Annotated in this window: 16 protein-coding genes; 4 read left to right on the forward strand and 12 right to left on the reverse strand. The window is 73.1% G+C overall.

The features are described 5' to 3' along the window. Position 1: 1 nt before the first annotated feature. From ABZX40_RS02815 to ABZX40_RS02850, 8 genes are all read right to left on the reverse strand, one after another. Entirely contained in the window at positions 2 to 271 is a 270-nt protein-coding gene (locus ABZX40_RS02815) for a hypothetical protein (protein WP_355740506.1), read from the reverse strand. Positions 272 to 513: 242 nt separating this feature from the next. Next, positions 514 to 1,287, reverse strand: a complete 774-nt coding sequence (locus tag ABZX40_RS02820; protein ID WP_355740677.1) for an enoyl-CoA hydratase/isomerase family protein — start codon at positions 1,285 to 1,287, stop codon at positions 514 to 516. Positions 1,288 to 1,313: 26 nt separating this feature from the next. Then, entirely contained in the window at positions 1,314 to 2,603 is a 1,290-nt protein-coding gene (locus ABZX40_RS02825; RefSeq protein WP_355740504.1) for a cytochrome P450, read from the reverse strand. 56 nt (positions 2,604 to 2,659) lie between these two features. Further along, positions 2,660 to 4,006: a cytochrome P450 gene (locus tag ABZX40_RS02830; RefSeq protein ID WP_355740502.1), complete on the reverse strand. Its 1,347-nt coding sequence runs from the start codon at positions 4,004 to 4,006 to the stop codon at positions 2,660 to 2,662. A 9-nt stretch (positions 4,007 to 4,015) separates the two neighbouring features. Then, complete coding sequence (locus ABZX40_RS02835; protein ID WP_355740675.1) at positions 4,016 to 4,576, reverse strand: ATP/GTP-binding protein; 561 nt, start codon at positions 4,574 to 4,576, stop codon at positions 4,016 to 4,018. Positions 4,577 to 4,585: 9 nt separating this feature from the next. Beyond that, positions 4,586 to 4,969, reverse strand: a complete 384-nt coding sequence (locus ABZX40_RS02840) for a DUF742 domain-containing protein (protein WP_355740500.1) — start codon at positions 4,967 to 4,969, stop codon at positions 4,586 to 4,588. Then, the gene (locus ABZX40_RS02845) at positions 4,962 to 5,780 is read right to left on the reverse strand and encodes a roadblock/LC7 domain-containing protein (RefSeq protein WP_355740673.1); all 819 of its coding nucleotides are present in this window, start codon (positions 5,778 to 5,780) and stop codon (positions 4,962 to 4,964) included. Before ABZX40_RS02845 ends, ABZX40_RS02840 begins: the two co-directional genes overlap by 8 nt. 20 nt (positions 5,781 to 5,800) lie before the next feature. Continuing rightward, positions 5,801 to 6,982, reverse strand: a complete 1,182-nt coding sequence (locus tag ABZX40_RS02850) for an ATP-binding protein (protein WP_355740671.1) — start codon at positions 6,980 to 6,982, stop codon at positions 5,801 to 5,803. Positions 6,983 to 7,995: 1,013 nt separating this feature from the next. Here ABZX40_RS02850 and ABZX40_RS02855 point away from each other — a divergent pair. From ABZX40_RS02855 to ABZX40_RS02870, 4 genes are all read left to right on the forward strand, one after another. Beyond that, complete coding sequence (locus ABZX40_RS02855; protein WP_355740498.1) at positions 7,996 to 9,432, forward strand: family 2B encapsulin nanocompartment shell protein; 1,437 nt, start codon at positions 7,996 to 7,998, stop codon at positions 9,430 to 9,432. 112 nt (positions 9,433 to 9,544) lie between these two features. Continuing rightward, the gene (locus ABZX40_RS02860) at positions 9,545 to 10,660 is read left to right on the forward strand and encodes a family 2 encapsulin nanocompartment cargo protein terpene cyclase (protein ID WP_355740496.1); all 1,116 of its coding nucleotides are present in this window, start codon (positions 9,545 to 9,547) and stop codon (positions 10,658 to 10,660) included. Between the two features lie 105 nt (positions 10,661 to 10,765). Further along, positions 10,766 to 11,644: a geranyl diphosphate 2-C-methyltransferase gene (locus tag ABZX40_RS02865; protein ID WP_355740494.1), complete on the forward strand. Its 879-nt coding sequence runs from the start codon at positions 10,766 to 10,768 to the stop codon at positions 11,642 to 11,644. A gap of 148 nt (positions 11,645 to 11,792) precedes the next feature. Then, positions 11,793 to 13,076, forward strand: coding sequence for a serine/threonine-protein kinase (locus ABZX40_RS02870; RefSeq protein ID WP_355740492.1), 1,284 nt, complete (start codon positions 11,793 to 11,795; stop codon positions 13,074 to 13,076). 207 nt (positions 13,077 to 13,283) lie between these two features. Here the strand turns inward: ABZX40_RS02870 and ABZX40_RS02875 are convergent, their stop codons facing one another. The 4 genes from ABZX40_RS02875 to ABZX40_RS02890 all read right to left on the reverse strand — a co-directional run bounded on the left by ABZX40_RS02875 (position 13,284) and on the right by ABZX40_RS02890 (position 26,238). Beyond that, positions 13,284 to 15,236, reverse strand: a complete 1,953-nt coding sequence (locus ABZX40_RS02875; protein WP_355740669.1) for a hypothetical protein — start codon at positions 15,234 to 15,236, stop codon at positions 13,284 to 13,286. Between the two features lie 125 nt (positions 15,237 to 15,361). Next, positions 15,362 to 19,111 carry a DUF5682 family protein gene (locus tag ABZX40_RS02880; protein WP_355740667.1) on the reverse strand — a complete coding sequence of 1,250 codons (3,750 nt, stop codon included), beginning with the start codon at positions 19,109 to 19,111 and terminating at the stop codon, positions 15,362 to 15,364. A 161-nt stretch (positions 19,112 to 19,272) separates the two neighbouring features. After that, entirely contained in the window at positions 19,273 to 20,433 is a 1,161-nt protein-coding gene (locus ABZX40_RS02885; RefSeq protein ID WP_355740490.1) for an AAA family ATPase, read from the reverse strand. 744 nt (positions 20,434 to 21,177) lie between these two features. Continuing rightward, the gene (locus ABZX40_RS02890; RefSeq protein WP_355740665.1) at positions 21,178 to 26,238 is read right to left on the reverse strand and encodes a DNA-binding protein; all 5,061 of its coding nucleotides are present in this window, start codon (positions 26,236 to 26,238) and stop codon (positions 21,178 to 21,180) included. Between the last annotated feature and the right edge of the window lie 4 nt (positions 26,239 to 26,242).

Below are 26,242 nucleotides of genomic sequence, written 5' to 3' on the forward strand. Positions count from 1 at the left end.
GTCAGACCGCCGGGATGTCCGGCTTCGCCGCGATGAGCATGCTCCTCGGGATGACGACCAGCCGTTCGTCCGCCCCGACGGAGACCCCGGGCGGCAGCCTGTCACCCAGGGAGGCGGTGAGATCCCGGCCCACGACGGCGATGTCCCCGTTCTCCAGCTCCCAGATGTCGGGGCAGTCGGAGTTGTCGGTGGTGACCCCCAAGTCCTGGGGCGATTTCCCCAGTCGTCGCTTGAAGGCGGTGGCCGGATCGGCTTCCCATGGCCTAATCATGAGCACTCGCTCCCTCGGTCGGGTCGGAAAGTGATCACGCTCGGTCGAAAGGCACCACGCTAACACCGCGCCGCCCGGACCCCGCCAGACGATTTCCGGGCTGTTCCCCCTCGCGCCCCGAACACGGGGCCCGCACAGGAAAAAGCGCCGCAAGGCGCTAAGCCCGGCGGCGCTCTTCCCCACCCGTACAGCGGTATTTCCTCCAGCGATGTCTCATGGTTCCCCCGCGACATTGTGTCCGGTCAGGTCACCCCCGGCCCGGAGGTCAGCATCGACGTCAGCAGATGTGCGTCCAGCAGTGAGGTGTCCGACGCTCGGTCCGCCCGTGCGTAGCCCGTCAGCATGCGTTTGGTCAGGACGAGTGCTTCGGGGGAGCGGCGGAGCAGGGGGCGGGTCCAGGCGGTGATCGTGGCGTCCAGGGATTCCACGGGGGCCACCTTGTGGAGCAGGCCGAGGCGGTGGGCCGTGGGGGCGTCGAACGGTTCGCTGGTGAGCATCAGTTCGCGGATCCGGGCGGCGCCCATCTCCGAGATCAGCCGGCCCATCGCGCCGCCCCAGGCCGGCGGCAGACCGATGCCGACCTCCGGCATCCGGAACCGGGTGGTGTCGGCGCCGGCCCGGAGGTCGCAGTAGGAGGCGAGGGCGAGGCCCGCGCCGACGACCTTGCCGTGCAGCCGGGCGACGGTCACGGCGTGGGTGTTCTCCAGGGCCTGGCACAGCCGGTGCGCCTTGTCGGCGACCCGGCGCAGGGTCGCCCCGGAGGGGTCGGCGGTGAGGGCGTCCCGGTACTCGTGCCGGTCGGCGCCCAGGCAGAAGTCCGTGCCCTGGGAGGACAGGACCAGGACCCGGATGTCGGGGCGGTCGTGGAGGGAGTCGAGGACGGAGGTGAGGGCGTCGATGGCGGCGACGCCGAGGGAGTCGTCGGGGGCGGCGGAGGGGTTGAGACGGAGATGGAGGACGGGGCCGTCCTGGGTGACACCGACCGGCGTCACGGGCGGCGGCGCCGGTGAGGTCATGGAGGCGGGCAGGGTGGGTGTTGGGTTCATGCCAGGGCTACATCCAGGTTCATCAGCCGCCGGAAGACGACCCGGCGCGGTGCCATCGTCGGGCGGCGCACCAGGGTCAGGCGGGGCAGGCGGGTGACCAGTCGGCGGAGCAGGGTCTCGGCCTCCAGCCGGGCGAGCGGCGCCCCGAGGCAGTAGTGGATCCCGGCGCTGAAGGCGAGATGCGCCGGCTTGCGGTGGATGTCGAACCGCTCGGGGTCCGGGTGCCGTTCGGCGTCCCGGTGCGCGGCGCCCACCATCAGATGGACCATCTGGTCCCGGGTCACCTCCGTGCCCCGCAGCACCTGGTCATGGGCGGCGACCCGGCTGATGACATGGGTGGGGGCGTCGTAGCGCAGGCTCTCCTCGATGAAGGCCGGGGCCAGTTCGGGGCGGTCGGCGAGTTCCTCCCACCGCTCCGGGGCCTCGACCAGACGCAGGATCATCGTGGACAGCAGGGTGGCGGTGGTCTCCAGGGCCGCCAGCAGCATGAACAGGGCCAGGAAATAGACGCCTTCATCTGCTTTGGACTGGTCCGTCGGTTCCATGGTGTCCCACTTGCGGATCCAGCGGGAGACCGGATCGTCGGCCAGCCGGGTGCGCCGCTCCCGGACCAGGTCCAGGAAATACGCGCGTAGCTCGGCCATCGCCGCGTCCGAGCGGGCCAGCTGACTGGCCGTGGGGAGGAGTTCCTGGGTATAGACCTGGTCATGGGTCAGCTCGCGCAGCCGGGGCCAGTCGGCCTCGGGCAGCGCGAGCCAGTTCCCGATCGTGGCGACGGGGAGTTCCTCCCCGACGAGGGCGGCGAAGTCGGCCTCGCCGCCGTCGCGTATTCGCTCCGCCAGGGTGTCCAGGAGCCGGTCGGTCACCTCGGTGACCATCGGGCCCAGCCCCTGGATCGTGCCCCGGTCGAAGGTGCCGGCCGCCTGCCGGACCCGGGTGTGGTCCGGCGGGTTGAGGGCCGGCAGCGTACTGCTGATCTCACGCGACGACGGCGCGCTCCACCGGGTGCGCGGCCCCTGCTTCTCCCGCCAGCGCTTGTCGGGCTCCAGCCAGGCGGGGCTGCGCAGAATCTGGTCACACAGGTCAAAGCTGGTCACGAGCAGTCCACCCCAGGGTGCGGGGGCGACCGATCCCAGCGATCGTAGTTCGGCGTACAACGGGAAGGGATCCTCCTGGCCCTGCGCCGAGCGGAGACGGGTGAAGAGGGAGAGGGTGGCTCTGCGGTCGGACGGAGTCGCGACGGTCCTCACGATGACGGCCCCTTTCTGAGCACAGCCGTCATGCATACCCGGGTGGTGTTTGAAGCATCCAATAACACGGTGCTCTTATTCGGTTACCTGGATCACTCTCCCCTGGTCCATGCCAGGAACCGGCTGAACAGGCCCTGCTTGCCCGCAGCCGACGCCGCCGGACGAGGCCCCGACCCCGCCGGACGAGGCGCCGCCGCCTCCGCCGACCGGGAGCGCGCGGCGCTCTGCGCCGCCGACTGAAGGGTCCGCGGGCTGAACCGCACCGGCAGCGTCACCAGCGAACGGCTCCACGGCGCCGGCACCCACGCCAGCTCCTTGAACGCCACCCGCATCTCGATGTCCGGCAGCCGGTTGGAGAGCGTCTCCACCGCCTTCACCGCGATCATGAACGCCGGATCCTTCGCCGGGCAGGCGTGCGGCCCGGCGCCGAACGCCAGATGCGCCTTGGCGCTGAGCTGCTCCCGGTGCTCACTGAGCTTGGGGTCGGTGTTGGCCGCCGCGAAGGAGACCAGCACCGGGTCGTTCTCGCGCAGGATCCGCCCGCCCAGATCGACGTCCTGGACCGGGTAGTGCGCCGCGTAGTTGGCGATCGGCGCGTAGTTCCACAGGGTCTTGGCGACCGCGTCCTCCACCGGCAGACCGACCTGCCAGTCCTCGCTGAGATACAGCGCGGTGCTGGTGCCGATGGTCGCCGCGGTGGGGGTGGTGCCGCCGGAGAGGAGGGTGACGAGCTGGTGCAGCACCTCCTCGTCCGTCAGGCCCGCCGGGTGCAGCATCAGACGGGTGGTCAGGTCCGGGCCCGGGGTGCGCCGCTTCAGCGCGATCAGCTCGGCCAGCGCCCCGCCCAGCACCTCATCGGCACCCGGGGTGCCCTCGAAGATGCCCGTGGTGCCGACGATCACCCGGTCACCGATCTCCCGGGTGCAGCCGAACAGATCGCTGAACACCAGCAGCGGCAGCGGCCCCGCGTAGTCCGCCATCAGCTCCGCCTGACCCCGCGTGCTGAACACGCTGATCAGATAGTCGGCGGACTGCTGCACCTGCCGGGCCAGCTGGAGTTCGTTGACCGTGGCCAGCGAGTCGGTGACCGCCTGCCGCAGCCGGGCGTGCGCCGCCCCGTCGGCGAACAGCGCGTTGGGCCGGTAGCCCATCATCGGCAGCGCCGGGCTGTCCTGCGGCACCCGGCCCTCCCGCAGCGCGTTCCAGCGCCGCGAGTCCCGGACGAACAGCTCCGGGTGCTGGAGGATGGACAGCGCGTCGTCGTACCCGGTGACCAGCTCGACCTGGACGTCCGGGGCGATGTCGACGGACGCGCTGGGGCCGAGGGCGCGCAGATGGGCGTAGTGCCCTTCCGGGTCGGCGCCGAACTCCGGCCCGTACAGCCGGTGGGTCGCGTGCGCGGGGCAACCGGGCGGTATGTCGTGATGGTGGTGCTGCATGCCTGGCTCCTAGCCGAGGATGGACATGAGGTGTTTCACCAGCGCGATGAGCGCCTGGGCCGACGACTGCTCGTCGCGCACATCGCAGTGCACGATCGGGGTGTCACGGGAGAGGTTCAGCGCCTCGCGGACCTCCTCGTACGGATAGTCCGGCGTGCCGTCGAAGCGGTTGACGCCGATCGCGTACGTCAGACCGAACTGCTCGACCAGGTCCAGCACCGCGAAGCTCTCGTGCAGCCGCTCCGGGTCGACCAGCACCAGGGCGCCGAGCGCGCCCCGCGACAGCTCCTCCCACATCTCCTTGAAACGCTCTTGTCCCGGCGTACCGAAGAGATAGAGGACCAGCTGGTCGCTCAGGGTCAGCCGGCCGAAGTCCATGGCCACGGTGGTGGTCTTCTTGTCCGGCGTGCCCGACAGGTCGTCGACGCCGACACTGGCCTCGGTGATCTCTTCCTCGGTCTGCAGCGGCGGAATCTCGGAGATGGAGCCGATACAGGTGGTCTTGCCCACGCCGAAATGACCCACGATGAGGATCTTCACCGCGTGGGAGACATTGGGTTCCAGGTACACGGACAAGGGTCAGGCTCCGAATTTCGTCTGCAGGCCACTGATGACAGCGCTGAGCAGTTCGCGGTCGGGTCGCTCGGCCCGCGGTATGGGCGGCCGGACGAGAATCAGCCCCGCGTCGTCCATCTGCGCGAGCAGGATCCGTACGATCCCCACCGGCAGCCGGGTGTGCGCCGCCACCTCCGCGACGGACAGGAACCCGTTGGCCACCAGGTCCATGACCTGACGCGCCTCCGGTGACAGGGTGCGGGCCGCGGCCGGCGCCCCCTCCTTCGCGGTGACGAGCGTGGTGTGCCCGTACTCGTGCTCCGGCGGCAGCGAACGCCCCTTGGTGATCACGAACAGAGGAACTAAATCGGAGGTCAGCTCGATCTCCAGATCCGGATCGTCATGCATGTCCGACCGTCCCTCCCCGCGATGCCCCGGTCAGGGCGGGCACCACGTCCTGTAGCCGAGTGGTGAACTCCTCGATGTCACAGTCGTGCTCGGCGGACGCCGCCAGATAGGCGCCGTCGCCCGCGGCGATCAGAAAGACCCAGCCGTGCTGGAACTCGATCACCGTCTGCCGCCACCGCGGGTCCTCCAGCCCGCCGGTGAACGGCGAGGTGGCCCGGCTGTAGGCGTGCAGGCCCATCATGGCCGCCGCGATCCGGTCGGCCAGGTCCTGGCCCATCCCCGAGGACGCGCCCCGGGGCAGCCCGTTGATCCCCAGCAGTACGGCGTGCCGCGCGCCCCGCACCTCGGCGATGGCCTTGTCCAGCTCCGGGATCACGAACGCCGGACCGCCCGTGCCGTCGTGCAGCGCCCGCTCGCCGTCCTGGCGCAGCAGATCCCCGGGGTCCACCCGGGGCGCCGAGGTCAGACTGTCCCCGAGCCGCGCCACCAGCCGGTTCATCCGGTACGAGATCTGCTCGATGTCGACATCGGGGTCGGCGGCGGCGGCCAGATAGGCCCCGTCACCGGCGGCGATCAGAAAGATCCAGCCGTGCGCGAACTCCACGATGGTCTGGTTCCAGCGCACCACGTCCGCGGGACCGGCGAAGCCGGCCGCCGCCCGGCTGAGCGACTGCATCCCGGCCATGGCCGCGGACACCGCCCGCACATCCCGCTCGGTCAGCCCGTCGGTGGCCCCGCGTGGCAGACCGTCGGCCGAGAGCACCACGGCGTGCCGCGCCCGCGGCACGTTGGCCACGATGTCCTTGACCATCCACGACAGGTCAGCAGTGGTCATACGTCTTCGGACCCTTCGGGCGACGGAGCGGAGAGGTCGCGGCCGGACATCGAACCGCGCTGGAACGCGCCCAGCCCACGGCCACCGGACAGCCCACGCCGCGGCGCGGACGCCTCACCGCCACCGCCATTGGCATCGCCGAACCCGGCCAGCGGCGCCTTGCGCGCCCCGCGCTTGGGCAGCCCATGGGCGGTACGGCCGCCGATGCGCGGTACCTCGGTGTGCGGGCGGATACTGCTGACCGGCGCCTCGTTGCTGTGGTTCTCATGGCCGGCCGGCGGGACTGTCTCCTCCATGGTCCACAGCTCCTCGGGCAGTCGGACGACGGCGCGGACACCGCCGTACCGGGAGACACCGGTGACATCGACATTGAATCCGTGCTGACGGGCGAGCAGACCGATGACGGGGAAGCCGAACTTGGGCTGGTTGCCGAGCTGCGAGAGCCGGGGCAGATCGTCCCCGGCGAGCAGCATGCTGGCGGACTGCCGGTCCTCGTCGTTCATGCCGACACCGGCGTCGTCGATCACGATGCAGACGCTGTTCTGGACCCGCTGGAAGGTGACCTCGATCGGGGCGTCCTGCTGGGAGAAGCTGGCGGCGTTGTCGAGCAGTTCGGCGACGGTCAGCGCGACCGGCGCGACCGCGGCGGCCTTCAGCGCGATCCCGCTGTGCTGCATGATCTCGACCCGCTGGAAGTTACGGATCTGTCCCTGGGCGCTGCGCACCACGTCGTACACGCTCGCGGGCCGCGGCCGGCGCCCGATCGGCGCCCCGCACATCACCGCGATGCCCTGCGCCTTGCGCGCCATCTGCGCGTTGGCGTGGTGCACGTCGAGCAGATCGGCGAGCACCGAGTGCCCGCCGTACTTGCGCTGGATGTCATCGAGGACGGTCGTCTGCTCGGCGGCGAGGCTCTGCAGGAACCGCGCCGCGCCCTTGAGCACGGCCTTGGTCCGGTCCTCGGCGGAGCGCTCGGCCTCGCTGATGACGTCGTCCTGCTCCTGGCGGAGCTTGTAGACCTCGCCCCGCAACCGCTGGATCTCGTTCTCCGAGTCGCCGTGCAACTGCGTCAGCGCGGCTTCGAGCTGCCCCCGCTTCACCCCCACGGCTCTGTTGCGTACATACAGCACGACGGCCGCGGCGACGGCTATGGCCGCGAGGGCAGCCAGGCACCATATGAGCACGTCTCGAATCATGGAAACCTTTCCCGGCGCGTGGCAGCAGACATCGGCCCGACTCACCTCGCGATGATCCGCAGCCATCCCCCAGGAACTGCGTGGCACTGCCGCGTGGCACCGCATGGCACCGCGTGACCGCTGTGCACGGCGAGCCGGCCGACTTCGAAATGGCGCCCGACCCGAGTGGATCAAGGTCGCGAACGCCGGAATGCTACCACCGCACATGTGCTCCAAAGAGCCCCTGTTCGGGGTCTAAACGCATGTTCAACACACCCCTTACACAGCCCTTTTGACAGATCGTCGCTTGCCGTTGCGCGCACCGGGCGCCCACCGCCCGATTTCCGGCACCCACCCGCCCCGACCCTCCCGCCCGCGCTGACCTGCTGGAGCGAGGGAAGGGAGAGGCGGGTGTGGCGAAGGGTGCGGAGGGGGCGGGCGGGGCGAAGCGGGCGGTATGGCGGGAAGGCGGCGGCCGGAAAGTGACGCATATCACTGTGGGGGGTGGTGGGGGAGGCGGGGGAGGTGAGGACAGGGGGGTGGTGGCGGCGAGCCGCCTGGGCGGGGGGCGGGCGGCGCGGACCGGCCCCCGGGGGAGGGGTCGCTCCGCGCACCTCTCCCTAGAGCATCACCGAGAGGCGCCGGAGAAAGGCGTCGAGCCACCCGTACGGGTGAGTCGATGCACTCGTACGGGTGAAGGGAAGGGTGTGAAACCCATGAGCGGAGTGGCAAAGGGGCGTGAACCGCGGCGCGCGCCGGTGGTGTGACGCAAGAGGTGGGTTTGCGCACCCCGCGCGCGATGCGCCCTCTTTCGCGCCTTACCCGATGATCGTCCGACCTGTTTGGCTGTCTGTGCGGAGCGCGCACCACCGGCTCACTCCTCTCCCCTTCCTTTCACGCCCCGCGCTCACCCACCGCCCTTACTCCTGGTTCCCGCCCCCTCACCCCCGCCCCCTCACCCCCTTTACTCCCGCCCCCTTTGTCTCCGCCTCTACTCCCGCCTCGCTGGAGGGCATGTGTCCACACCGGGCAGCGCCACCGGTTCCGTCGTCGAAGAGCCCGTCCCCGCCCCCGAGCGGCAGCCGACCAGCCTGAGCACTCAGGCGGCCCGCCGGCTCACCACCACCACCAAGTCCCAGCCCCAGATGCAGGCCATCACCTCACGATGGCTGCTGAAGTCGCTGCCCTGGGTGGATGTGAAGGGCGGCACCTACCGGGTCAACCGCCGACTCCAGCTCCGCACCGGCCGCGGCCGTGTCCTCTTCGAGCACAATGGCGCCGACGACATCAGGGTCGTCCCCGAGACCCTCACCGAACTCCCCGTCCTGCGCGGCTACCAGGACGCCGCCGTCCTGCGGGAGCTGGCCGCGGGCTTCCGCCCCCGGGAGGTGCGCGCCGGGGAGGTGCTGTTCGAGGCCGGCCGGCCCGTGGCGGAGACGTACCTCATCGTCCACGGCCGCTTCACCCGCTTCACCCGCGGCCGGTACGGCGAGGAGGAGATCCTCGGCACCGTCACCGCCGGGGGCCAGCTGGGCGACGAGGTGGCCGGCCGCACCGACCCGCTCTGGCCCAGCTCCGTACGGGCCGACACCGCGGGCGTCGTCCTCGCCCTGCCATGGAGCGCCATCCGCTCCCTCACCGAGCGCGCCCCGTCCCTCGCCGCGCAGCTGGCGGCGTACAGCGAGCGGCAGAGCAGGCCCGCCAACCGCAAGGGCGAGGCCGAGGTCCCCGTCCAGGCCGGGCATGTCGGTGAGCCGACCATCCAGGGCGGCTTCGTCGACTACGAACTCAACCCCCGCGAATACGAACTCTCCCTCACCCAGACCGTCCTGCGCGTCCACTCCCGCGTCGCCGACCTCTACAACGACCCCATGGACCAGACCCAGCAGCAGCTGCGTCTGACGGTCGAGGAGATCCGCGAGCGCCAGGAGTGGGAGCTGGTCAACAACCGCGAGTTCGGCCTGCTGCACAACATCGACTACGGCCAGCGCATCAGCACCTTCACCGGCCCGCCCACCCCGGACGACATGGACGAACTGCTCTCCATGCGCCGCAAGACCAAGGTCTTCCTCGCCCACCCGAAGGCCATCGCCGCGTTCTTCCGCCAGTGCAACCGGCGCGGTCTGGTCCCCGGCACCGCGAACCTCGACGGCCATGAGGTCCCGGCCTGGCGCGGGGTCCCGGTCCTGCCCTGCGGCAAGATCCCGATCAGCGACGACCACACCACCAGCATCATCGCGCTGCGCACCGGCGAGGCCGACCAGGGGGTCGTCGGCCTGTACCCCACGGGCATCCCGGAGGAGTTCCAGCCGGGCCTGAACGTCCGCTTCATGGGCGTCAACGAGCAGGCCGTCATCAACTACCTGGTCACGGCGTACTACTCGCTGGCCATCCTCGTACCCGACGCGGCGGGGGTCCTGGAACATGTCCAGCTGGGCCGGACCGCGGACTGAGCCGGGAGCGGAAGCCGTTATGGAGACCCCTGTATCCCTTGCAACTCCGGTGTCCCCGGTGCCCCCGGTATCTCCGGTACTTCCCACATCTCCTGTATCCCTTGCATCCCTGATGTCCCCGGCGCCCCCCGTACCTCTCTCGGCCACTGAGCCCACCCCCTCCACCCCCTCCACCCCTTCCACCACCTCCTATACGCTCCCCGGGCCGCCGAGCATCGCCGCGGGTCTGCGGCCGGCGTCCTCCCGGCGTACCGGTGTGGTGCCGGGGCTGCGGCACCGGCAGGTCGCGCCCGCCGACCCGGAGAAGGCGGCGGAGATCGACCGCCGGCTGGAGGCATGGGCGCGGAGCCTGGACCTCTTCCCGTCCCACTGGACGGGCGACTTCTCGGACTTCCAGTTCGGCCGGGCCGTGGTCCTCCAGCACCCCGGCGCCCTCGACCTGGACCGGCTCACCGCCGCGGGCCAACTGCTGCTCGCCGAGAACCTGGTGGACTCCTGCTACTGCGAGGAGGACGAGGGGCGTGGCGGCTCGCGCCGGGGTCTGGGCGGTCCGCTGATCATCGCGCAGTCCGCGCTCGACCCGTACCACGGCGTCCCGGAGCTCCAGGCCGAGTGGCGGGCGGGCATCGACGCCGACGGCCCGCTGCGCTCGTATCATCACGCCCTCGCGGAGTACGCGGGATTCGCCACGCCGGGCCAGACGAATCGCTTCGTCCACGACATGTCCCGCCTCCACATGGGCTATCTGGCCGAGGCCGCCTGGATGGAGACGCGGTACATGCCGCGGATCTGGGAGTACCTGGTGATGCGCCAGTTCAACAACTTCCGCCCGTGTCTGTCCCTGGTGGACGCCGTGGACGGCTATGAACTGCCCGAACCGGTGTACGCCCGCCCCGAGATCCAGCGCATCACGGCACTGGCCAGCAACGCCACCACCCTGGTGAACGACCTCTACTCCTTCACCAAGGAACTGGCGAGCGACCCCGACCACCTCAATCTGCCGCAGGTGGTCGCGGCGAACGACGGCCGCGGACTGAAGAACGCGTATCTGAGGTCCGTCGACATCCACAACCAGATCATGGACGCCTTCGAGGAGGAGTCGACGGTGCTGGCCGCCACGTCCCCCGTCGTCGCGCGCTATGCCGAGGGCCTGGCGGCCTGGGTGGCCGGCAACCACGAGTGGCACGCCACCAACACCGCCCGCTACCACCTGCCCGACTACTGGTAGCCGCACCCCGGCGACCCGACCAGACCACCCCGAAACACCATCACCCGTGGCCCCCCTGCGCCCTCGCGGCGCCAGGGGTGCCCGGAATGTCCAGAGGAGTCATCGTTGACAACTGCCCGTGAAGCGACCGCCGCCTCGATCCAGATCCCGACCCAGACCGTCTACCAGACGCGGGTCGCGGACTACTGGAACGCCGAGGAGAACCCGGTCAATCTCGAACTCGGCAAGATCGATGACCTGTACCACCATCACTACGGCATCGGCGCGGCGGACCGCTCGGTGCTGGACGAGCCCGACGCGGCCCTTCGGAAGGAACGAATCACCACCGAGCTGCACCGCCTGGAACACGCCCAGGCCGAACTGCTCGCCTCCCACCTCGGCCCGCTGACCCCCGCCGACCGCGTCTTCGACGCCGGCTGCGGGCGCGGCGGCGGCTCGATCGTCGCCAACCTGCGCTACGGCTGCCACACCGACGGCGTCACCATCTCCACCAAGCAGTACGAGTTCGCCAACGAGATGGCCCGGAAACGGGGTGTCGACGGCAAGGTCCGCTACCACCACCGCAACATGCTGGACACCGGCTTCGAGACCGGCGCGTACGCGGCGTCCTGGAACAACGAGTCCACGATGTACGTCGAACTCGAACTCCTCTTCGCCGAACACGCCCGCCTGCTGCGCCGCGGCGGCCGGTACGTCACGATCACCGGCTGCTACAACGACACCTACGGGCGCGCGTCCCGCGAGGTCTCGCAGATCAACGCGCACTACATCTGCGACATCCACCCCAGGTCGGAGTACTTCCGCGCGATGTCCCACAACCGCCTGGTCCCGGTCCACGTCGAGGACCTCACCGCGGCGACGATCCCGTACTGGGAGCTGCGCAAGGAGGCGGAGCATTTGGTGACGGGGATCGAGGACGCGTTCTTGGACGCGTACAGGAACGGGAGTTTCCAGTATTTGCTGATTGTGGCGGATCGGGTCTAGGGGCGGGCCCGACCGGAGCGTGGCTGTCGGCTCCGCCATCGGTGAACTCGCCGGTGGCGGGGCCGCTCCGCGTACCCGGCCGGTGCGGGCCGGGCGAGTGAGATGATCCCCCTCCAAGTCGTCAGCCGAAGGGGCTCGGGGGGTTCGAGTGAGCGCGACGGGGTGGCAGGGCGCCGAAGGGCCGGGAGCGGTACGTGGCGGGCGCATCGGCCCGTATGTGATCGAGCGCCGGCTCGGGGAGGGCGGCATGGGGTCGGTGTATCTGGCCCGGTCACGCGGCGGACGTGCCGTCGCGGTCAAGGTCACGCGGGCCGAGCTCGCCGCCGACGACGGCTTCCGTGCCCGGTTCCGTGCGGAAGTGACCGCGGCGCGGGCCGTCGGCGGCTTTCACACGGCGCCGGTCGTCGACGCGGACCCCGACGCGAACCCGCCGTGGCTGGCCACCGCGTATGTACCGGGACCGACCCTCGCCGAACATGTGCGGGCCCATGGGCCCATGGAGGCAGGGGAGTTAAAGGGCCTGGGCGCGGCACTCGCCGAGGCTCTGGCGGCGATCCACGCTTGCGGTCTGGTCCACCGCGACCTGAAGCCCGGCAACATCATCATGGCGGCGGACGGTCCCCGCGTCATCGACTTCGGGATCGCGCGGGCGGTGGAGTCCACTCGTCTGACGGCGACGGGCCACACCTTCGGAACGCCGGGGTTCCTCGCCCCCGAGCAGGCGATGGGCGACGATGTCACCGGCGCGGCGGACATGTTCGCGCTGGGCGCGGTCCTGGTGGCGGCGGCGGGTGGCAGTGCCTTCGGCGAGGGGACGCCGATGGGGATGATGTACCGCTCGGTGCACGAGTCGCCGGATCTGAGCGCCGTACCGCCCCTGCTGCGGGAGCTGGTGGCGTCCTGCCTGGTGAAGGACCCCCTTCAGCGGCCGACTCCGGGGCGGTTCCTGGACCGGTGCGACGAGCTGACGGGGGAGGTCACGGAGCTGACGGGACCCGTCACGTCCTACCGGCTCCCGCCCCCGCACACGCCGATGCCCTCGTATGCGCCGACCGCCGCCGCGCCTGTGGCGGACCGTGGCTCCGCACCGGCGCCGGTCCCGAACGGCAGGGCGTTCATCGCGGCGGACAAGGACTCCAGCATCGTGGTCGATGCCGACGGGGTGTCGCTGGCCGTCCATGAGCGAGGGATGCCGTTGGGGCAGATCGATACCGATGAGGATCTCGACCAGGGGGGCGCGGAGGCCGAGTTCTCCTGGCCCGAGATCGCCGACATCACCCATCGCACGGTCCGCGGGACCTGGCTCCAGGTCCGGGTCACCTTGCACGACGGCTCGACCTACGACGTCGAGATCAACGCCCGCCGCGCCTCCCGCGGTCAGCAGTGGCGGGGGGACTTGGAGGAGACAGTGGTGCAGTATCTGTTCCGCTGAGGGCTGGTTCACCCAGGAATCCGTGGTGGACCAGGACGATTGGGCCGAAGGCTATGTGACCGCCTGACCGCCTGACCGCCTGACCGCCTCACCGCCTTACCGAGTGGCCGCCTGGCCGAGTGGACAGGAGGGGACCCCGCCGCCCGAGCGTCGGCGGGGGCCGTGCGCCTTCCTGGAACCGGGTCGTGCCCTTGCGGCGGTCCGTCCTCATGCCACTGGCGCCCCTCCCACGCCATCCGCCCCCTCCCACGTCGCCCGCACCAACGCCCGTTCCGTCCCCGCCAGATAGACGGCCGCGGCCAGCCAGGCTCGGGCGTACGCGTTCGGGTCGGGTTCCTCGGTGCGGCCGAAGATGTCCCGGCCGCGGCGGTCCGCCTCCGTGGACAGGTCCGTCAGCAGGTTCGCCGCCGTGCGGAAACCGACCCGGCGCAGGGCCGCGGCGCTGCCGGCCCGGTCGCCGTCGCGGGCGGGCTGGGCGACGGCTCGCCGGCCGCCCGACACGGCGACCTCGACCAGCCGCCGCAGCCGCCACAACGGTGCCTCCGCCACCGGGTCCGGCGGGACGAGAGCGAGCCCGGCCGTCTCCGGCAGCGCGTCGCCGGGCGGCAGATGGACGCCTTCGAGGCGGTCGTAGCCCAGGTCGGCATGGCCCAGCCAGTCGTCCGGGAGGCGCAGGGTCGTCGTGTCGTCGCCCGGGAGCGGGCCGACGGCCAGGGGGCGGAGCGTGGCGGCGCGGTCGGGATCCGGACGGCCGATGACCCGCAGCCGCAGGCCGGGACGGGACGCCAGACGGCGGAGGTTCGCGGTGTGGGCGAGCTCGGGGTGGCCGTGGGCCGGCAGCAGACGGATCAGCAGGCCGTCCCGGGCGGTCCGGCCGTCCTGGTCCGGCTGGTCGGGGAGCAGTTCGCGGGCGAGTACGTGGTCGTTGGACGCCCCGACGATCATCAGATCGCAGCCGATCAGGTCACCGGCCGCCTGCCCCGCCTGCTCGGGGTCGGTCGATGGCGGGTTTCCCGGGCCGTCGGCCACGGTGTCGGAGAGCGGGCGTGCGAACAGGGCGGCCAGCGGGCCCGAGGTCCAGGACCGGCCCGCCACCGGTGTCGCCCGGACCCCCTTGCCCGCTCCCAGGCGGCCGTCCGACGACAGCGTCGCCCCCGAGATCAGCAGCCCCCCGCGCGAGAGCCGGGCGTGATCGAGGCTGCCCGACCCCAGCGCCACCGTGGCCGTCGCGGCGCCGCGCGCACGGGCGGCACCGCCCGGTTTGACGTCCGCGACGCTGAACCAGCGTCCGTCGTCGGCGATGACATGGGTGACCACCCCGCCGTACCCGGTCGCCGAGATCACCGGCTCCCGGCACACCCCGTGCACGCGCAGCGCGCCTTCCGGGTGGTAGGTGCGGCGGGCGGAGCCGATCCACGCCGGGTCGGGCGCCGGGCGGCCGGTCAGCAGGGTGGTGGTCAGGAGGAGGTCCCGCAGATTGTCCACCAGGTCGGCCAGGCGGTGGCCGTCGTGGCGGGAGCGCGCGCCCCGCAGACCACGCACCACCCGCAGCGCCGCGCCCTCCGCCCGGTACAGCCCGGCGACGCGCGCCGAGTGCGAGGCCCGCAGCAACTCCGCCTGCGCGACCGCGCCCGCCGCGGGCACCCCGGCCGCCAGCACCGCCACCGCGGCGGTCCACAGGGCGTGGGCGGCGGTCCGTTGCGCGGGCGTGAGGTCCGGCGGCTGGGGTGAGGGGGTGGCCGTGGTGGTGGTGGCGGTGGCCGGGTCCGGGGCGGCGGCGACGGATGTGTCTGTCGCCGGGGGCGACGGGGCGTCCACCGTCTGCGGGGCGGGCGCGGTGGCGTCCACGTCCGCCACCGGGCACGCGCTCAGTACCGCCGCCCGGTGCAGGCATCTCGGCGCCAGCAGACAGCTGCACACCGCCTGATCGGCGTCCATGACCGCCCCGGAAGGGCCGACGGCGAGGACCACCTCCGCGTCCTCACCGCACCGCACCCGCCGCTCGTCGCCCCGCACGACGACGGGGACGGCCGCGTAGGTCTCGATGGCGGCGTCCAGCTTCTTGCGCAGCCGGGAGGTCAGGCCCGCCACGGCGGCGGCGGTCACCTCGGGGGCGGCCGGGGGCAGTTCGGCGGCGGCCGGGGGCGGTTCGGGACTCATCGGGTCGCTCTTCGGGTCACTTGTAGGGTCGTCGCTCTTCGGGTCGGTCATGGGGTCGCCGCTCTTCGAGGCGGCGCTCACAGGGTCGCTCTTCGGGTCGCTCGTGGGGTCGCTCATGGGCGCGCTCATCGGGACTCTCCGCGGAGACGATCGCCCACCCAGCGGGCCAGGGCGAGAGGGCTGAGGGCGGCGACCGGCATCCCGGCCGCGGCCAGTTGCTGGGCGACGGGCACGGAGTAGCGCGGGGTGCCGCCGTCGTCCAGCGCGGCGCAGCCCATCAGGTGCACCCCCGACCCCGCCAGCGCCCGTACCTCGCCGAGCAGTCCGCCGAGCGGGTAGCCCTCCTCGAAGTCGCTGACCACCACCACGAGGGTCCGGCTCGGCACCGTCACCAGGGAGCGGGCGTGGGCCAGACCGGCCGCGATATGGGTGCCGCCGCCCACCCGGACCTCCAGCAGCAGGGACAACGGGTCGTCGACCCGGTCCGTCAGATCGATCACCTCCGTCGAGAACGCCAGGAAGTGCGTGCTGAGCGTGGGCACCCCGCCGAGCACGGCCGCGGTCAGCCCCGACCAGATCACGGACGCCTCCATCGACCCGGACACATCGACCACCAGGATCAGCCGCCAGTCCGCCTCCTTGCGCGAACGGGTGCTGAACACCGGCCGTTCCGGGACCACCAGGGTGCTGCCGTCGGCCCGCTTGCGGGCGTGGACGAGGTTGGCCCGCAGCGTGCGCGGCAGATCGATGCGGCCTCCCGGGCGGCGGGTCGGGCGCGGGGTGGCGAGTCCGGTCAGCGCCGGACGCATCCGGGTGGCCAGCTCCTTGGCCAACTCGTCGACCAGCCGCCGTACCAGCGGGCGCAGCCGGGCGAGCTGCGCCTCCGGCATCCCGCCCGCCAGCGACAGCACAGAGGTCAGGAGATCCACGGACGGACGCACCGCGGCCGGGTCGATCTCGGCCAGTACGTCGCTGCGTCCCTGGTCGGCGGCGCGCGCCAGGACCTCCTCACGCACCTCCGCGCCGAACAGCGCCTGGAGTTCCTCGGCCCACTCGCGCGCGGTCGGGAAGGACCCCTCCTGTCCACCGCGGCTGCCGCCTTCCCGGCCCAGGTCCGACGAGCCCTCCCCACGGCCCGCGCCGTACAGCTCGTCCAGCGCGTGCGCGTAGCGACGGGCGTCGGCGGGGAGCTGGTCGGGCTCTCTGCCGAGGAGCAGCCGCCATCGGTCCGTCGCCGACAGACGCGGCACGGCATGGGGCGACTCAGGCGCGAGGGGCGAGGGGGGTACGAGGGGTGCGACGGGCGTCCGGGGCAGCGGCGGTGGCTCGGCGGCCTCGGGGGCGTCAGGGGCCTTGGGGGCCGGTGCCTGTGCGGGTGGGTACGACGGGGATGTCGGCGGCCACAGCGAGTCCGCCGCCGCGCGCCCCGCCTCGTCCGCCGCCGTCCACAGGGCCAGCAACTGCGGGGAGGCGCCCAGCGCGAGGTCGAGTCGGTCGCCCAGCCGTTCCGTCACCGTGTGGAGCAGCCGGTCGCGGCCCGCCGGGGTGAGTGTGTCGAAGCCTCCGCGCAGCGCCGGGAGCCGGTCCAGGAAGCCCCGGTCGTCGAGCGAGTCGATGCGGTCGAGCAGCGGGTCGAGGGCGGTCGGCGCCGACTGGAGCAGCGGCGCCGCCCCGGTCAGCAGACCGGTGAGCCGACGGGCCAGCGCGCGCCGGGCGTCGGGACCGGTGGCCGTGTCGATCCACCCGGCGGCCCTGGCCCCGAGCGTCTCCGCGTCCTCCAGGTCGAACAGCACCCGGCAGGCGAGAGCGGCGCCCTGGATGAGCGGGGACGCGGAGTCCGCGAGACCGGCCAGCGCCTCGTCCATCCGCAGCCCCAGACGCAGTTCACCGGCGCGCGCCGCCAGCGCGACCAGCGCCGCCGCCTCCTCCGGGTCGTCGCTGCCCGCCAGCCCCGGCAGGGACCGTACCGCCGACTCCAGCAGGTCCGCGGCGAGCGCGCCCGCCGCCTGCCTCCCCTCGGGTGTCGTGCCGGGCAGATGGCCCCGGCGCAGCGCCTCCAGCAGATCCAGTCCGGCGAGGATCTCGGGGATCGTCGCGGACGCGGGCAGCACCTCGGCGGCCTCGGCCAGCCGCTGCGCGACCAGCGCGGGCAGATCGCAGCGGGCGGCGTCCCGCAGCCCCGCCAGGACGAGGGCGCAGGTGGGGCCGCCGTCGGCCGACTCCCTGCGGAAGGTCTCCCGCAGCGTGCCCTCCGCCGCCAGTCCGGCCGTCACCCCGCGCACCCCGGCCAGGTCCAGCCGGACCGGCACCGAGGGGACCCACGACAGCCGCCAGCGCGAGGAGAGCGCGGTGGCGTCCCCCGTACCGGCCACCGCCACCGGCTCGCCGTACCCCACCCCGCACACCTCCAGCCGTCGCAGCAGGATCTCGCGGCGGTGGTCGAGGGCCGAACGCAGCGGGTCGAGACGCAGCTCGCGGGGCGCGGGATCGTCGGGTCCCGGCAGCCGCAGGGCGGCGAGTTCGGCCTCGACGGACGGGCCGAGCCCGGAGCGCGGTGTGCCCGGCGCGACCCGGCCGCGCTCGGTGCCGACCAGCACCACCTCCAGGGCCCGCGCCAGCGCCCGGCCCCGGCCGAGCGGCTCGCCCTGCCCCATCACCACCGTGAGGGCTTCGAGGACCTCGCTCCGGCCAGGGGCCGGAAGCCCGCGCAACCGGGCCAGGTCACCGGCGACGCGCAGCGTCTCCCGCGCCTCGCCCGTCCCCGCCGTGTGCCCGGCGGCGCGCAGTTCCCGGCACACGCCCGTGATCGCCCTGGCGGCGGCGTCGTGCAGCAGACCGGGATCGCCCCCGGCGCCGAACACCGCCTGCTGCCAGCGCGGATCGCGGATCCCGGCGGGATACCCGGACCGGGAGTCCAGCAGATCGAAGGCGTAGGGGACCAGGGAGGTGACGACGGGGGAGGGGGCGTCGGTGGGGAGCGGGGCTCCCTTCGATGCCGTGCCGCGGGTCCTGTCAGCGGGGGGCGCGGCGGCTTGCGAAGGCTGCTCCAGCCCGGCCAGCGCCGGGGCGTGGAAAGCGCCGATCACCGCCGCCACCCGGCGTCCACCCGCCGACGCGAGGGCGATCGTGTCCCGCATGTGCGCCTCACGCGCCAGGTCGACGGCGGACACCCCGCCCGACGACTCCGCGTCCTGACGCAGCGCCCAGCCGACGCCCAGCGCGGCCCGGCGCAGCGCCTCGGGAGCACAGCCCGGGGCCCGTACCTCCACACTGCGGTCCCACAGATCGTCCCCGTCACGGCCGGTCCCGGCGGCGGTGAGCGCCTGAGCGAAGGAGATGGGCGCGGCGGCCCGGCCGGAGGGCGACCCGGCGACCGGCTCGCGGAGGTCTCCGTCCCCCATCGAATCCGCAGCCCCAGCCGCCTCTCCAATCACATCCGCAGCCCCAGCCGCGTCTCCAGCCGCATCCCCATCCCCATCCGTATCCCCACCCGCATCCGTAGCCGCGTCCCCGCCGCCCCACCCCGCGTCCGCCATCGGCAGATCGCAGCAGACGACCTCCGCACCCCGCTCCCGCGCCCAGCGGACCGCCGCGAGTTCGGGGGAGAAGTCGGCGAACGGATAGAAGCCGAGCCGCCCGCCCTGCCCGGCGCCCGCGAGCGCGACCGGAGCGACCGTGCCCGGCGCGCCGAGATGAACCAGCCACGGCTGGAAGTCGGCGGGCAGCTCCACGCACACCACCTCCGCGCCCGCCGCGTCCAGCAGCGCGGGCACGGCCGCGGCGAGCGCGGGGCTGTGGTGCCGCACGCCGAGCAGATACGGCACGGCGGAGTCGGCGAGGGCGTCGAGCGCCGTCCGCGGGTCCTGAACGGATATCCCTCTCGGGTCCGGAAGGAGGGGCGACCCTGGCTCCCGCCCGGGTGTCACCCGCAGTTCTTGCCCGGGTGTCACCCCGGGTCCCCGCACAGGTGTCACCCCCTGCCCCGCTGCCACCCCTGGCTCCGGCACCGATACCCCCCTCGGGTCCTGGGCGAGCGTCACCGAAGGTTCTCCCGCAGATCCCACAGCCGGCGCCAGGTCGGCGAACCGTCCTCCGCGCGGCGGCGCACCGGCCCGTCCCAGTACCCCAGCAGCCGCGCGTGATCGCTCGGATCGTCCTTGCGCACGACGCCCAGGAGATGACCGGGGACCAGATCGAGGGAGTCCCCGGCGGGCAGATACGCGGCGGACACCCCGAGGGAGACGGCGACCTGCACCGCCTCCGCGGTGGACATCACCGTGCCGGGACGCTCCACGTCCCAGCCCTCGGCCGAGCGCCCGGCCCGCAGGTCCCGGAAGACCGTCACCAGGACGTCGAGCACCGCGTCGTCGACATCGAAGGCCGCGCCCGCCCGCTCGACCGCCGCGACGGCCTGCCGCTTGACGAGCGCGGTCTCGGCCTCGATGTCCGAGATCGGGTGCACGGTCTCGAAGTTGAAGCGGCGCTTCAGGGCGGCGGACATCTCCGACACACCCCGGTCGCGCAGGTTGGCGGTGGCGATGACGGTGAACCCGGGAGCGGCGGACACCTGCGCCTCGTCCGTGCCGGACAGCTCGGGCACGCTCATCCGGCGGTCGGAGAGGATCGATACGAGGGCGTCCTGCACCTCGGGCAGACAGCGGGTGATCTCCTCGACGCGCGCCACCCGTCCGGAACGCATCGCGCTGAGGACCGGCGAGTCCACCAGGGCCTGGGGCGTGGGTCCCTGGGCCAGGAGAAGGGCGTAGTTCCAGCCGTAGCGCAGGGCGTCCTCGGTGGTGCCCGCGGTGCCCTGCACGGTCAGGGCGCTGGTGCCGCAGACGGCCGCCGACAGCAGCTCCGAGAGCATCGACTTGGCGGTACCCGGCTCACCCACCAGCAGCAGTCCGCGCTCTCCGGCGAGGGTGACCACGCACCGCTCCACCAGGGCGCGTTCGCCGACGAACTTCGGGGCGATGACCAGCTCGCCGGGCAGCGTCCCGTGCGGCTCGGCCAGCTTGAGGGGCTCGCCGGCGCTGCCGCAGACGAAGGTGATGACGGAGCGGGGCGTCAGCAGCCAGCCGGGCGGACGCGGGCCCGCGTCATGGGCGGCGAGGAAGGCGAGTTCGATGGCATGGCGTTCTTCGGCGGGCAGGGTCTGCCGGGGCGGAAGGGCCGTCGCCGTATTGGTCGGGGGCATGGATGTCCTTGCTGGGTAGGGCTGGTGGTCGGGTGGGTCTGATGGGCGTCGAGGAGGCTGGGGTGGCCGTCGACGCCTGGGGGGATTGAGGGAGTGCGGGGCAGGGGGCACCGATGGTGTCAGGCGCCCGCCCCGCGAGGTACGGCTGGTGTCAGGAGCCCTGCGTGCGGGGCCCCCGGTGGTGTCAGGAGGCCCGCGCGGGGCCCCCGGTGGTGTCAGGCGCCCTGCGCGCGAGCCTCCGATGGTGTCAGGAGCCCTGCGCGCGGGGCTCCCGGTGGTGTCAGGAGGCCCACGCGGGGTCCCCGGTGGTGTCAGGCGCCCTGCGCGCGAGGCCCCCGATGGTGTCAGGAGCCCCGCGCGAGGCCCCCGATGGTGTCAGTGGGCCCCGCGAGGCACCGCCGATGTCGGAGCCCGCGCGAGGCACCACCGGTGTCGGAGCCCCGCGCGAAGCACCACCGGCGTCAGGTGCTGCCCCGCGCGAAGCACCGCCGGTATACAGGTGCTGCCCCCACAAGGCACCGCCGCTATCAGGTGCCCCCCGCGAGGCTCCGCCGGAGTCAGTCCCCCCGGCGAGGCACCCCCAATGTGCGGCGCCCGCCCCAACACCCGCATACCGCAGGAGCCCCCGGAGGGGTCAGCCATCCGCATACCGCAGGAGCCCCCCGGAGGGGTCAGCCATCCGCATACCGCAGGAGCCCCCCGGAAGGGACAGCCACCCGCATACCGCAGCTACCCCCGGAGGGGTCAGCGCCGCCGCCCCCGCCGCACCTTCAGCTCCTCGAACCGGGGCGCGTCGCCGTCCTGGACCCGTTGCCAGGCCCGGCGGTACAGGTCGGCGACCGGTTCCGTCGGCACGATCACGCCGAACGAGGCGTGTTCGCCGTGGAGGAGGTCGAACAGCGGCAGCTTCCAGCTCTCCAGCGGCACCCGGGGCGCCGACTGCTCGACCCAGCCGCCGGGCAGGAAGAGGGAGCGCCCCGCCCTGGTCCGGGTGGCCGCGACCACGAGATCGGTGGCGGCCAGTTCGGCGCGGGCCGCCTTGAGACGGGCCGGCTTCCAGCCCGTCCAGCGGGCGGTGAGGCGGTCGGTCGGGTCGGGCAGGGCGAGCAGCATCAGATACAGCGTCGCCGCGTCCTCGCCGAGCCCGTACTCCTTGGCCGCCTCGGTGACCAGGTCGGGCACGGAACGGCCCGGGTCCTGCGGCCACCAGGTGCCCGCCCGGTCGCGGTCGCCCGCGATCGGCTCCCCGGGGTCGGCGAGCAGCGCCGCGAAACGCGGGTCGCGCACCAGCCGCAGGGCGATCTCGGCCGGGTAAGGGTGGTCGTCGACGCGGGTGGCGGGCAGATGGGGATCCTGGCCGGACTCGTCCAGGAGGTCGACGCGGATGCCCGGTGCGGGCTGGTTGTCATGGGTGGCGAGGACGACGGCGCCGTAGCGCTCGTATCCCGGGCCGGTCTCGGTGGGCGCGCCCGCCGCCTTCCGGAACGCCGGGAGGCTGATGTAGCGGCCGAGGTCGAGCATCAGACCGGGGGCCGCCAGCCGTGCGCGTACGGCGGTGAAGGCGGGCGGCAGCGCGGCGCGAACCGGGTCGCCCGCGGGCAGCCGGTGGGCGAGCCAGGCCGCGAGCGTCACCGTGCCGACCAGGGTCTCGGTGGTGAACCCGGGCCCCTCGCCGCCGACGGGCCGCACCCGGTCGCCGTTGACCTCCCAGCGCAGATCCCGGCTGAGCTGCGGGGCCTCGGCCGGGTCCAGCAGCGCGGGCAGGGCCTCCCGTACCGTCCACGCCGAGTGCTTGAGGGCACGGACGGCGTCGCCGAGCAGCTCTTCGGGGAGGGCGGGACGGCGGCCGACCCGGGCGTTCCAGACGGCGGCAGCGGAGGCCACGTCCGGGCCCTCGGTCCACAGCCGGACCGGATCGGCGGGCAGCAGCGCGGCCACGACCGCGGCGCGCACGGCGTCGTCGATGGCGCGCAGTTCGTCCTTGGCGACCGCCGCGGGAGCGGCCTTCACCCCGATGATCTGACGGGCCTCGGTGGTGAGGAAGGTCCGCTCATAGGCGTCGACGCCCGGCAGCCCGGCGACGACGAGCCGCGCCATGGTGTCGGTGGTGCCGGTCAGACGGGCGAACTCCTCGGCGGCCCCGGGGAACCACGGCGCGGGCCCCCGCTCGGCGAGCTGATCCAGAAACTCCCCGAGCCCGACCCGATACCCGCCCGGGTCTCCGCCCTGACCGCCTAGGTCACCCGGACCACCCGGACCACCCGGACCGTCCTGACCGCCTCGGTCACTCGGGTCACCCTCCCCGGTCAGGCCGACCGGCGTGATCGGCTCACAGGACAGCACCTTGTACGGCCCCGGCACAGCGAACTCTCCCGCCGGGTCGTGGAAGAGCCCGGAGAAGACACAGCCGTCGTCGTCCAGGGACCCCTGGCCGGTCACCGCGACGAAGGCGCCGTCGGCCAGCGGCAGCAGGCCGATCCAGGAGCCCTCCCGCCGGTCGCCGGAGGCGATCCGCAGTCGGTGCGCGTCCAGGTGCAGGGTCACCACGCGCCAGCGGGCGGACTCCGCGGGCCCGCCCAGCCCCAGCCGGTCGAACGCGGCCAAGAGCTGCCGCAGGGTCTCCCGGTGCTCGTCGGAGGTGGTGCCGGCGGCGGCCCGGTAGGCGAGGGCCGAGGCCCGGGGGATCACGGTGAGCAGGGCCGGCTGCCCGGTGGGCAGTTCAGGACCGTCGAGGTGGAGCCGGCCGTCGGTGCCCTCCGGTTCGGAGCCTGTGCCCTCCGCTTCGGAGCCGGTGGCCTCCGCGGCGCGGGTCAGCACGCGCAGCGCGCGGAACAGGTTGTCGGCCTCGTCGTCCCGGCTCCACCAGTGGGTGTACGACTCCCCGATACCGCTCATCGCGTCCCGCAGCAGACGGTCCGCCGGACCGGCCGGGCCCTCGTCCGCCAGACCGCCGTCCAGGGCCCGGGTCAGCCGGGCCGCCGCCGCGTCCAGGATGCTCTGCTGGGCCGCCGCGTAGCGCACGACCCCGGCGACGCCCTGGACCAGGGCGGGGTGGGTCACGGGCAGCAGGGCGCGGATCGCACCGTGCATCGCCTCGGCGTCCCGGCCGTCGGCGGCGGCCCCCAGCAGCGCGGCGGCGGTGTCGCGGTCGATGCGCCGCAGCCCCGCCGAGCCCTCCGGGTCGCGCGCGGTCAGGTGCTCCCAGTACTGCACCGGCGGCAGCAGCAGCGTGCCCTCGCCGAAGGCGCCCGCCGTGCGGTCGGTCTTCGCCCAGGCGGTGACGACCCCCTCCGCGTCCACGAGATCGAGCTGCCAGCTGTTGCGCACGACCGCCGTGGGCCGCTCGGCACCGGGGAACATCACCAGCGTGTACGGCCGCCCGGCGTCGGCCGGGAGGGTGAGGGTGTGCCCGGCGAGGTCCTCGGCCCGCGTGGAACCGTCCGGGAGCGTCACCCTGCGCAGACCGACGAGGCCGTCCACGGGAGCGCAGGCGGGACCGGCACCGGCCGTCGGGGAGGGGCGCAGCCGGCCGCCCGCGAAACTGCTGCCCTCGGGGGTGTCGCGCAGCGCGTCGGCCAGGAAGGCGGGGCGGCTCATCCGGCCGCGGTCGCCGGTGGCCGGATCGTACTCGTACCAGCCGTACGCCTCGCGGTCCTCGGAGTCCGTGTGCCACACCCAGTAGGAGGAGCCGTCGAAGAGCAGCGAGCGCTCCTTGGGCACGGTGGTGTCGCCCGCGTGGATGACACCCCCGCCGGTGGCCCGGCCGCCGCCGGGCAGGGGCAGGGTGATCGGGAAGTCGCCCCGGTACCAGTCCATCTCGGTGCCGCGGGTGGTGGGCTGGCCCTCCAGTGTCTCGACGCGGTCGGCCCGGCTGTGCCAGTAGCCGCGCAGGGTGCTGCTGCGGCTCCGCCAGTAGACGAGGAGTTCGCCGTCGACGTGGTGGAAGCCGGGGTCGCCGTAGTGGTCGTTGGCGGGGATGCGCAGATCGTGGGTGAGCAGGGTGCCCTCGGCGCCGATCACCCGCGCCTGCGCCCCACCGGCGACCACCAGGTGCGGCCAGGCGTCGGCGACGATCAGATCCTCCACGTCCTTCCTCGGTACGAGGTCGGCGACCGCCTCCTCCCAGGCGGGCCAGCCCAGCTCGTCGAAGAGACCGGCGCGCAGGGTGCGGACGAGGATGGGGGCGAGGTCGGTGGCGACGGCCTCGCGCACCTCGTCCTCCGCGAGCGCCAGCGCCTCGGCGGGCAGCCACGCCAACTGGGCCAGCGCGTCCGGCAACTGGGGCAGACCGACCGCCGTGAAGCGCTTGACGACCCCCGCGACCCACCGGGCCAGCAGCGGACGGCAGCCGGGCGACACGGCCAGCAGACGGATCGCCCGCAGCGCGCTGTCATGGTTGCCGAACTGCTCGGCGCCCTTCTGGAAGGCATGGTGGAAGCGGGCGTCGGCACCCAGGAACACCAGGTCCCGGTGTCCCTCGCCCGGGGCCCACTGCGACAGCGGCAGGGCGTCGTCACGCTCCGGGGCGGCCACCGGGACGTCCAGGGACAGCAGCAGATCGATCAGGTCGATGTCATGGGTGACCCGCAGCGCGCCGCCGGACGCGCCCAGCTCGGCCCGCAGCCCCTCCACGACCCGCTCCACCAGCGGATACAGCTCGGGCATCCGAGTCGAGCCACGCCAGGAGCGGACCCGCTCGCGGAAGGTCAGGAAGCGGCTCAGCCAGCCCGCCGTGCCGTCCTGGGGCCGCTCCTCCGCGGGCAGCGAGGCGTCCCACAGTCCCGCCGTGGCACCGGAGTCCTCCAGCACCGTCAGCCACAGCGCGGGCAGATCGTCGTCATGGCCCGCCGGAACCATGTCCAGCAGGATCCCCCGCACCCGCCGCTCCCGCGCGGCCAGCGCCACCAGCGCCGCCCGGTGCCCCTTCCACCAGCCGGCCGCGGCCCGCAGGGTGGCCGGCAGCCCCAGCAGCTCGGACAGATACTCCTGCTCGGCGAGATCGGCGTCCTGCCCGGCGGCGCGGGCCAGCTTGCGCAGATCGCCCGCCATCTGCGCGGACGGCGGCAGACCGCCCGCCGTGCGCCGCAGACACAGCCGGGTGAAGCGCCGCAGCGCCTCCTCGGCCGGTACCCGGGCGGCCAGCTCGCGGCCGTAGGCGGACAGCACCTTCACCGGCAGCGCGCCCGCCAGGGCGAATTCGAGGAACACCGCGTCGAGCCGGTCCTCCTCGATGACCAGCCCGTGCTCCGCCTCGGCCTTGCGGGCCCGGGTGAACAACTGGGCCGCGTAGGTCGTGTTCTCCTCCCCGAGGAAGACCCGGCCCGCCTGCTCGTAGAAGGTCGGCAGGAAATGCGGCACGGAGGCCGCCAGCCGCGCGCCCAACTCCCCATAGGCGTCCAACGCGGCCTTGGGCCGGGACTTCACCTGCCGGGCCGCCCGCTCCAGATCCGGTACGACACCCAGCGCGTGGTGCCCGTCCGCCGGGTGGTGCACGAGCACCCACTCCGGGAAGCCCAGCGACTGGCGCATCCCCAGCCCCACCACGGCCGGTTCGCCGTCCGGCTCCAGCCCGAGGAACCCGGCGGCGAGATCCTCCGCCGCGCCCAGCTCACCGGCGACCAGCCGCACCACCACCCGGTCGTCGAGCCCCGGGTGCCGGTAGCTGCGCGCGGTCAGCGGAACCGCCCGCTCACCCGCGTCCACGGTGTCCGCCGGCAGCACCCCGCCCGCCGCGAGCACCTCCTCATACACCGGCACCTGCGTCTCCCCACCCACGACCTGAGTCCCCTCACCCACGACCTGCATCCCC

Origin of the sequence: Streptomyces sp. NPDC004610 (assembly GCF_040609715.1) — a bacterium.
Lineage (GTDB): Bacteria > Actinomycetota > Actinomycetes > Streptomycetales > Streptomycetaceae > Streptomyces.

What these genes read in the sequence shown, in the direction of transcription:
- ABZX40_RS02825 (WP_355740504.1), bottom strand. Translation starts at nt 2,603, where the DNA reads ATGCATGACGGCTGTGCTCAGAAAGGGGCCGTCATCGTGAGGACCGTC.
- ABZX40_RS02840 (WP_355740500.1), bottom strand. Translation starts at nt 4,969, where the DNA reads ATGCATGACGATCCGGATCTGGAGATCGAGCTGACCTCCGATTTAGTT.
- ABZX40_RS02820 (WP_355740677.1), bottom strand. Translation starts at nt 1,287, where the DNA reads ATGACCTCACCGGCGCCGCCGCCCGTGACGCCGGTCGGTGTCACCCAG.
- ABZX40_RS02890 (WP_355740665.1), bottom strand. Translation starts at nt 26,238, where the DNA reads ATGCAGGTCGTGGGTGAGGGGACTCAGGTCGTGGGTGGGGAGACGCAG.
- ABZX40_RS02845 (WP_355740673.1), bottom strand. Translation starts at nt 5,780, where the DNA reads ATGGTCAAGGACATCGTGGCCAACGTGCCGCGGGCGCGGCACGCCGTG.
- ABZX40_RS02885 (WP_355740490.1), bottom strand. Translation starts at nt 20,433, where the DNA reads ATGCCCCCGACCAATACGGCGACGGCCCTTCCGCCCCGGCAGACCCTG.
- ABZX40_RS02875 (WP_355740669.1), bottom strand. Translation starts at nt 15,236, where the DNA reads ATGAGTCCCGAACCGCCCCCGGCCGCCGCCGAACTGCCCCCGGCCGCC.
- ABZX40_RS02860 (WP_355740496.1), top strand. Translation starts at nt 9,545, where the DNA reads ATGTCCCCGGCGCCCCCCGTACCTCTCTCGGCCACTGAGCCCACCCCC.
- ABZX40_RS02830 (WP_355740502.1), bottom strand. Translation starts at nt 4,006, where the DNA reads ATGCAGCACCACCATCACGACATACCGCCCGGTTGCCCCGCGCACGCG.
- ABZX40_RS02815 (WP_355740506.1), bottom strand. Translation starts at nt 271, where the DNA reads ATGATTAGGCCATGGGAAGCCGATCCGGCCACCGCCTTCAAGCGACGA.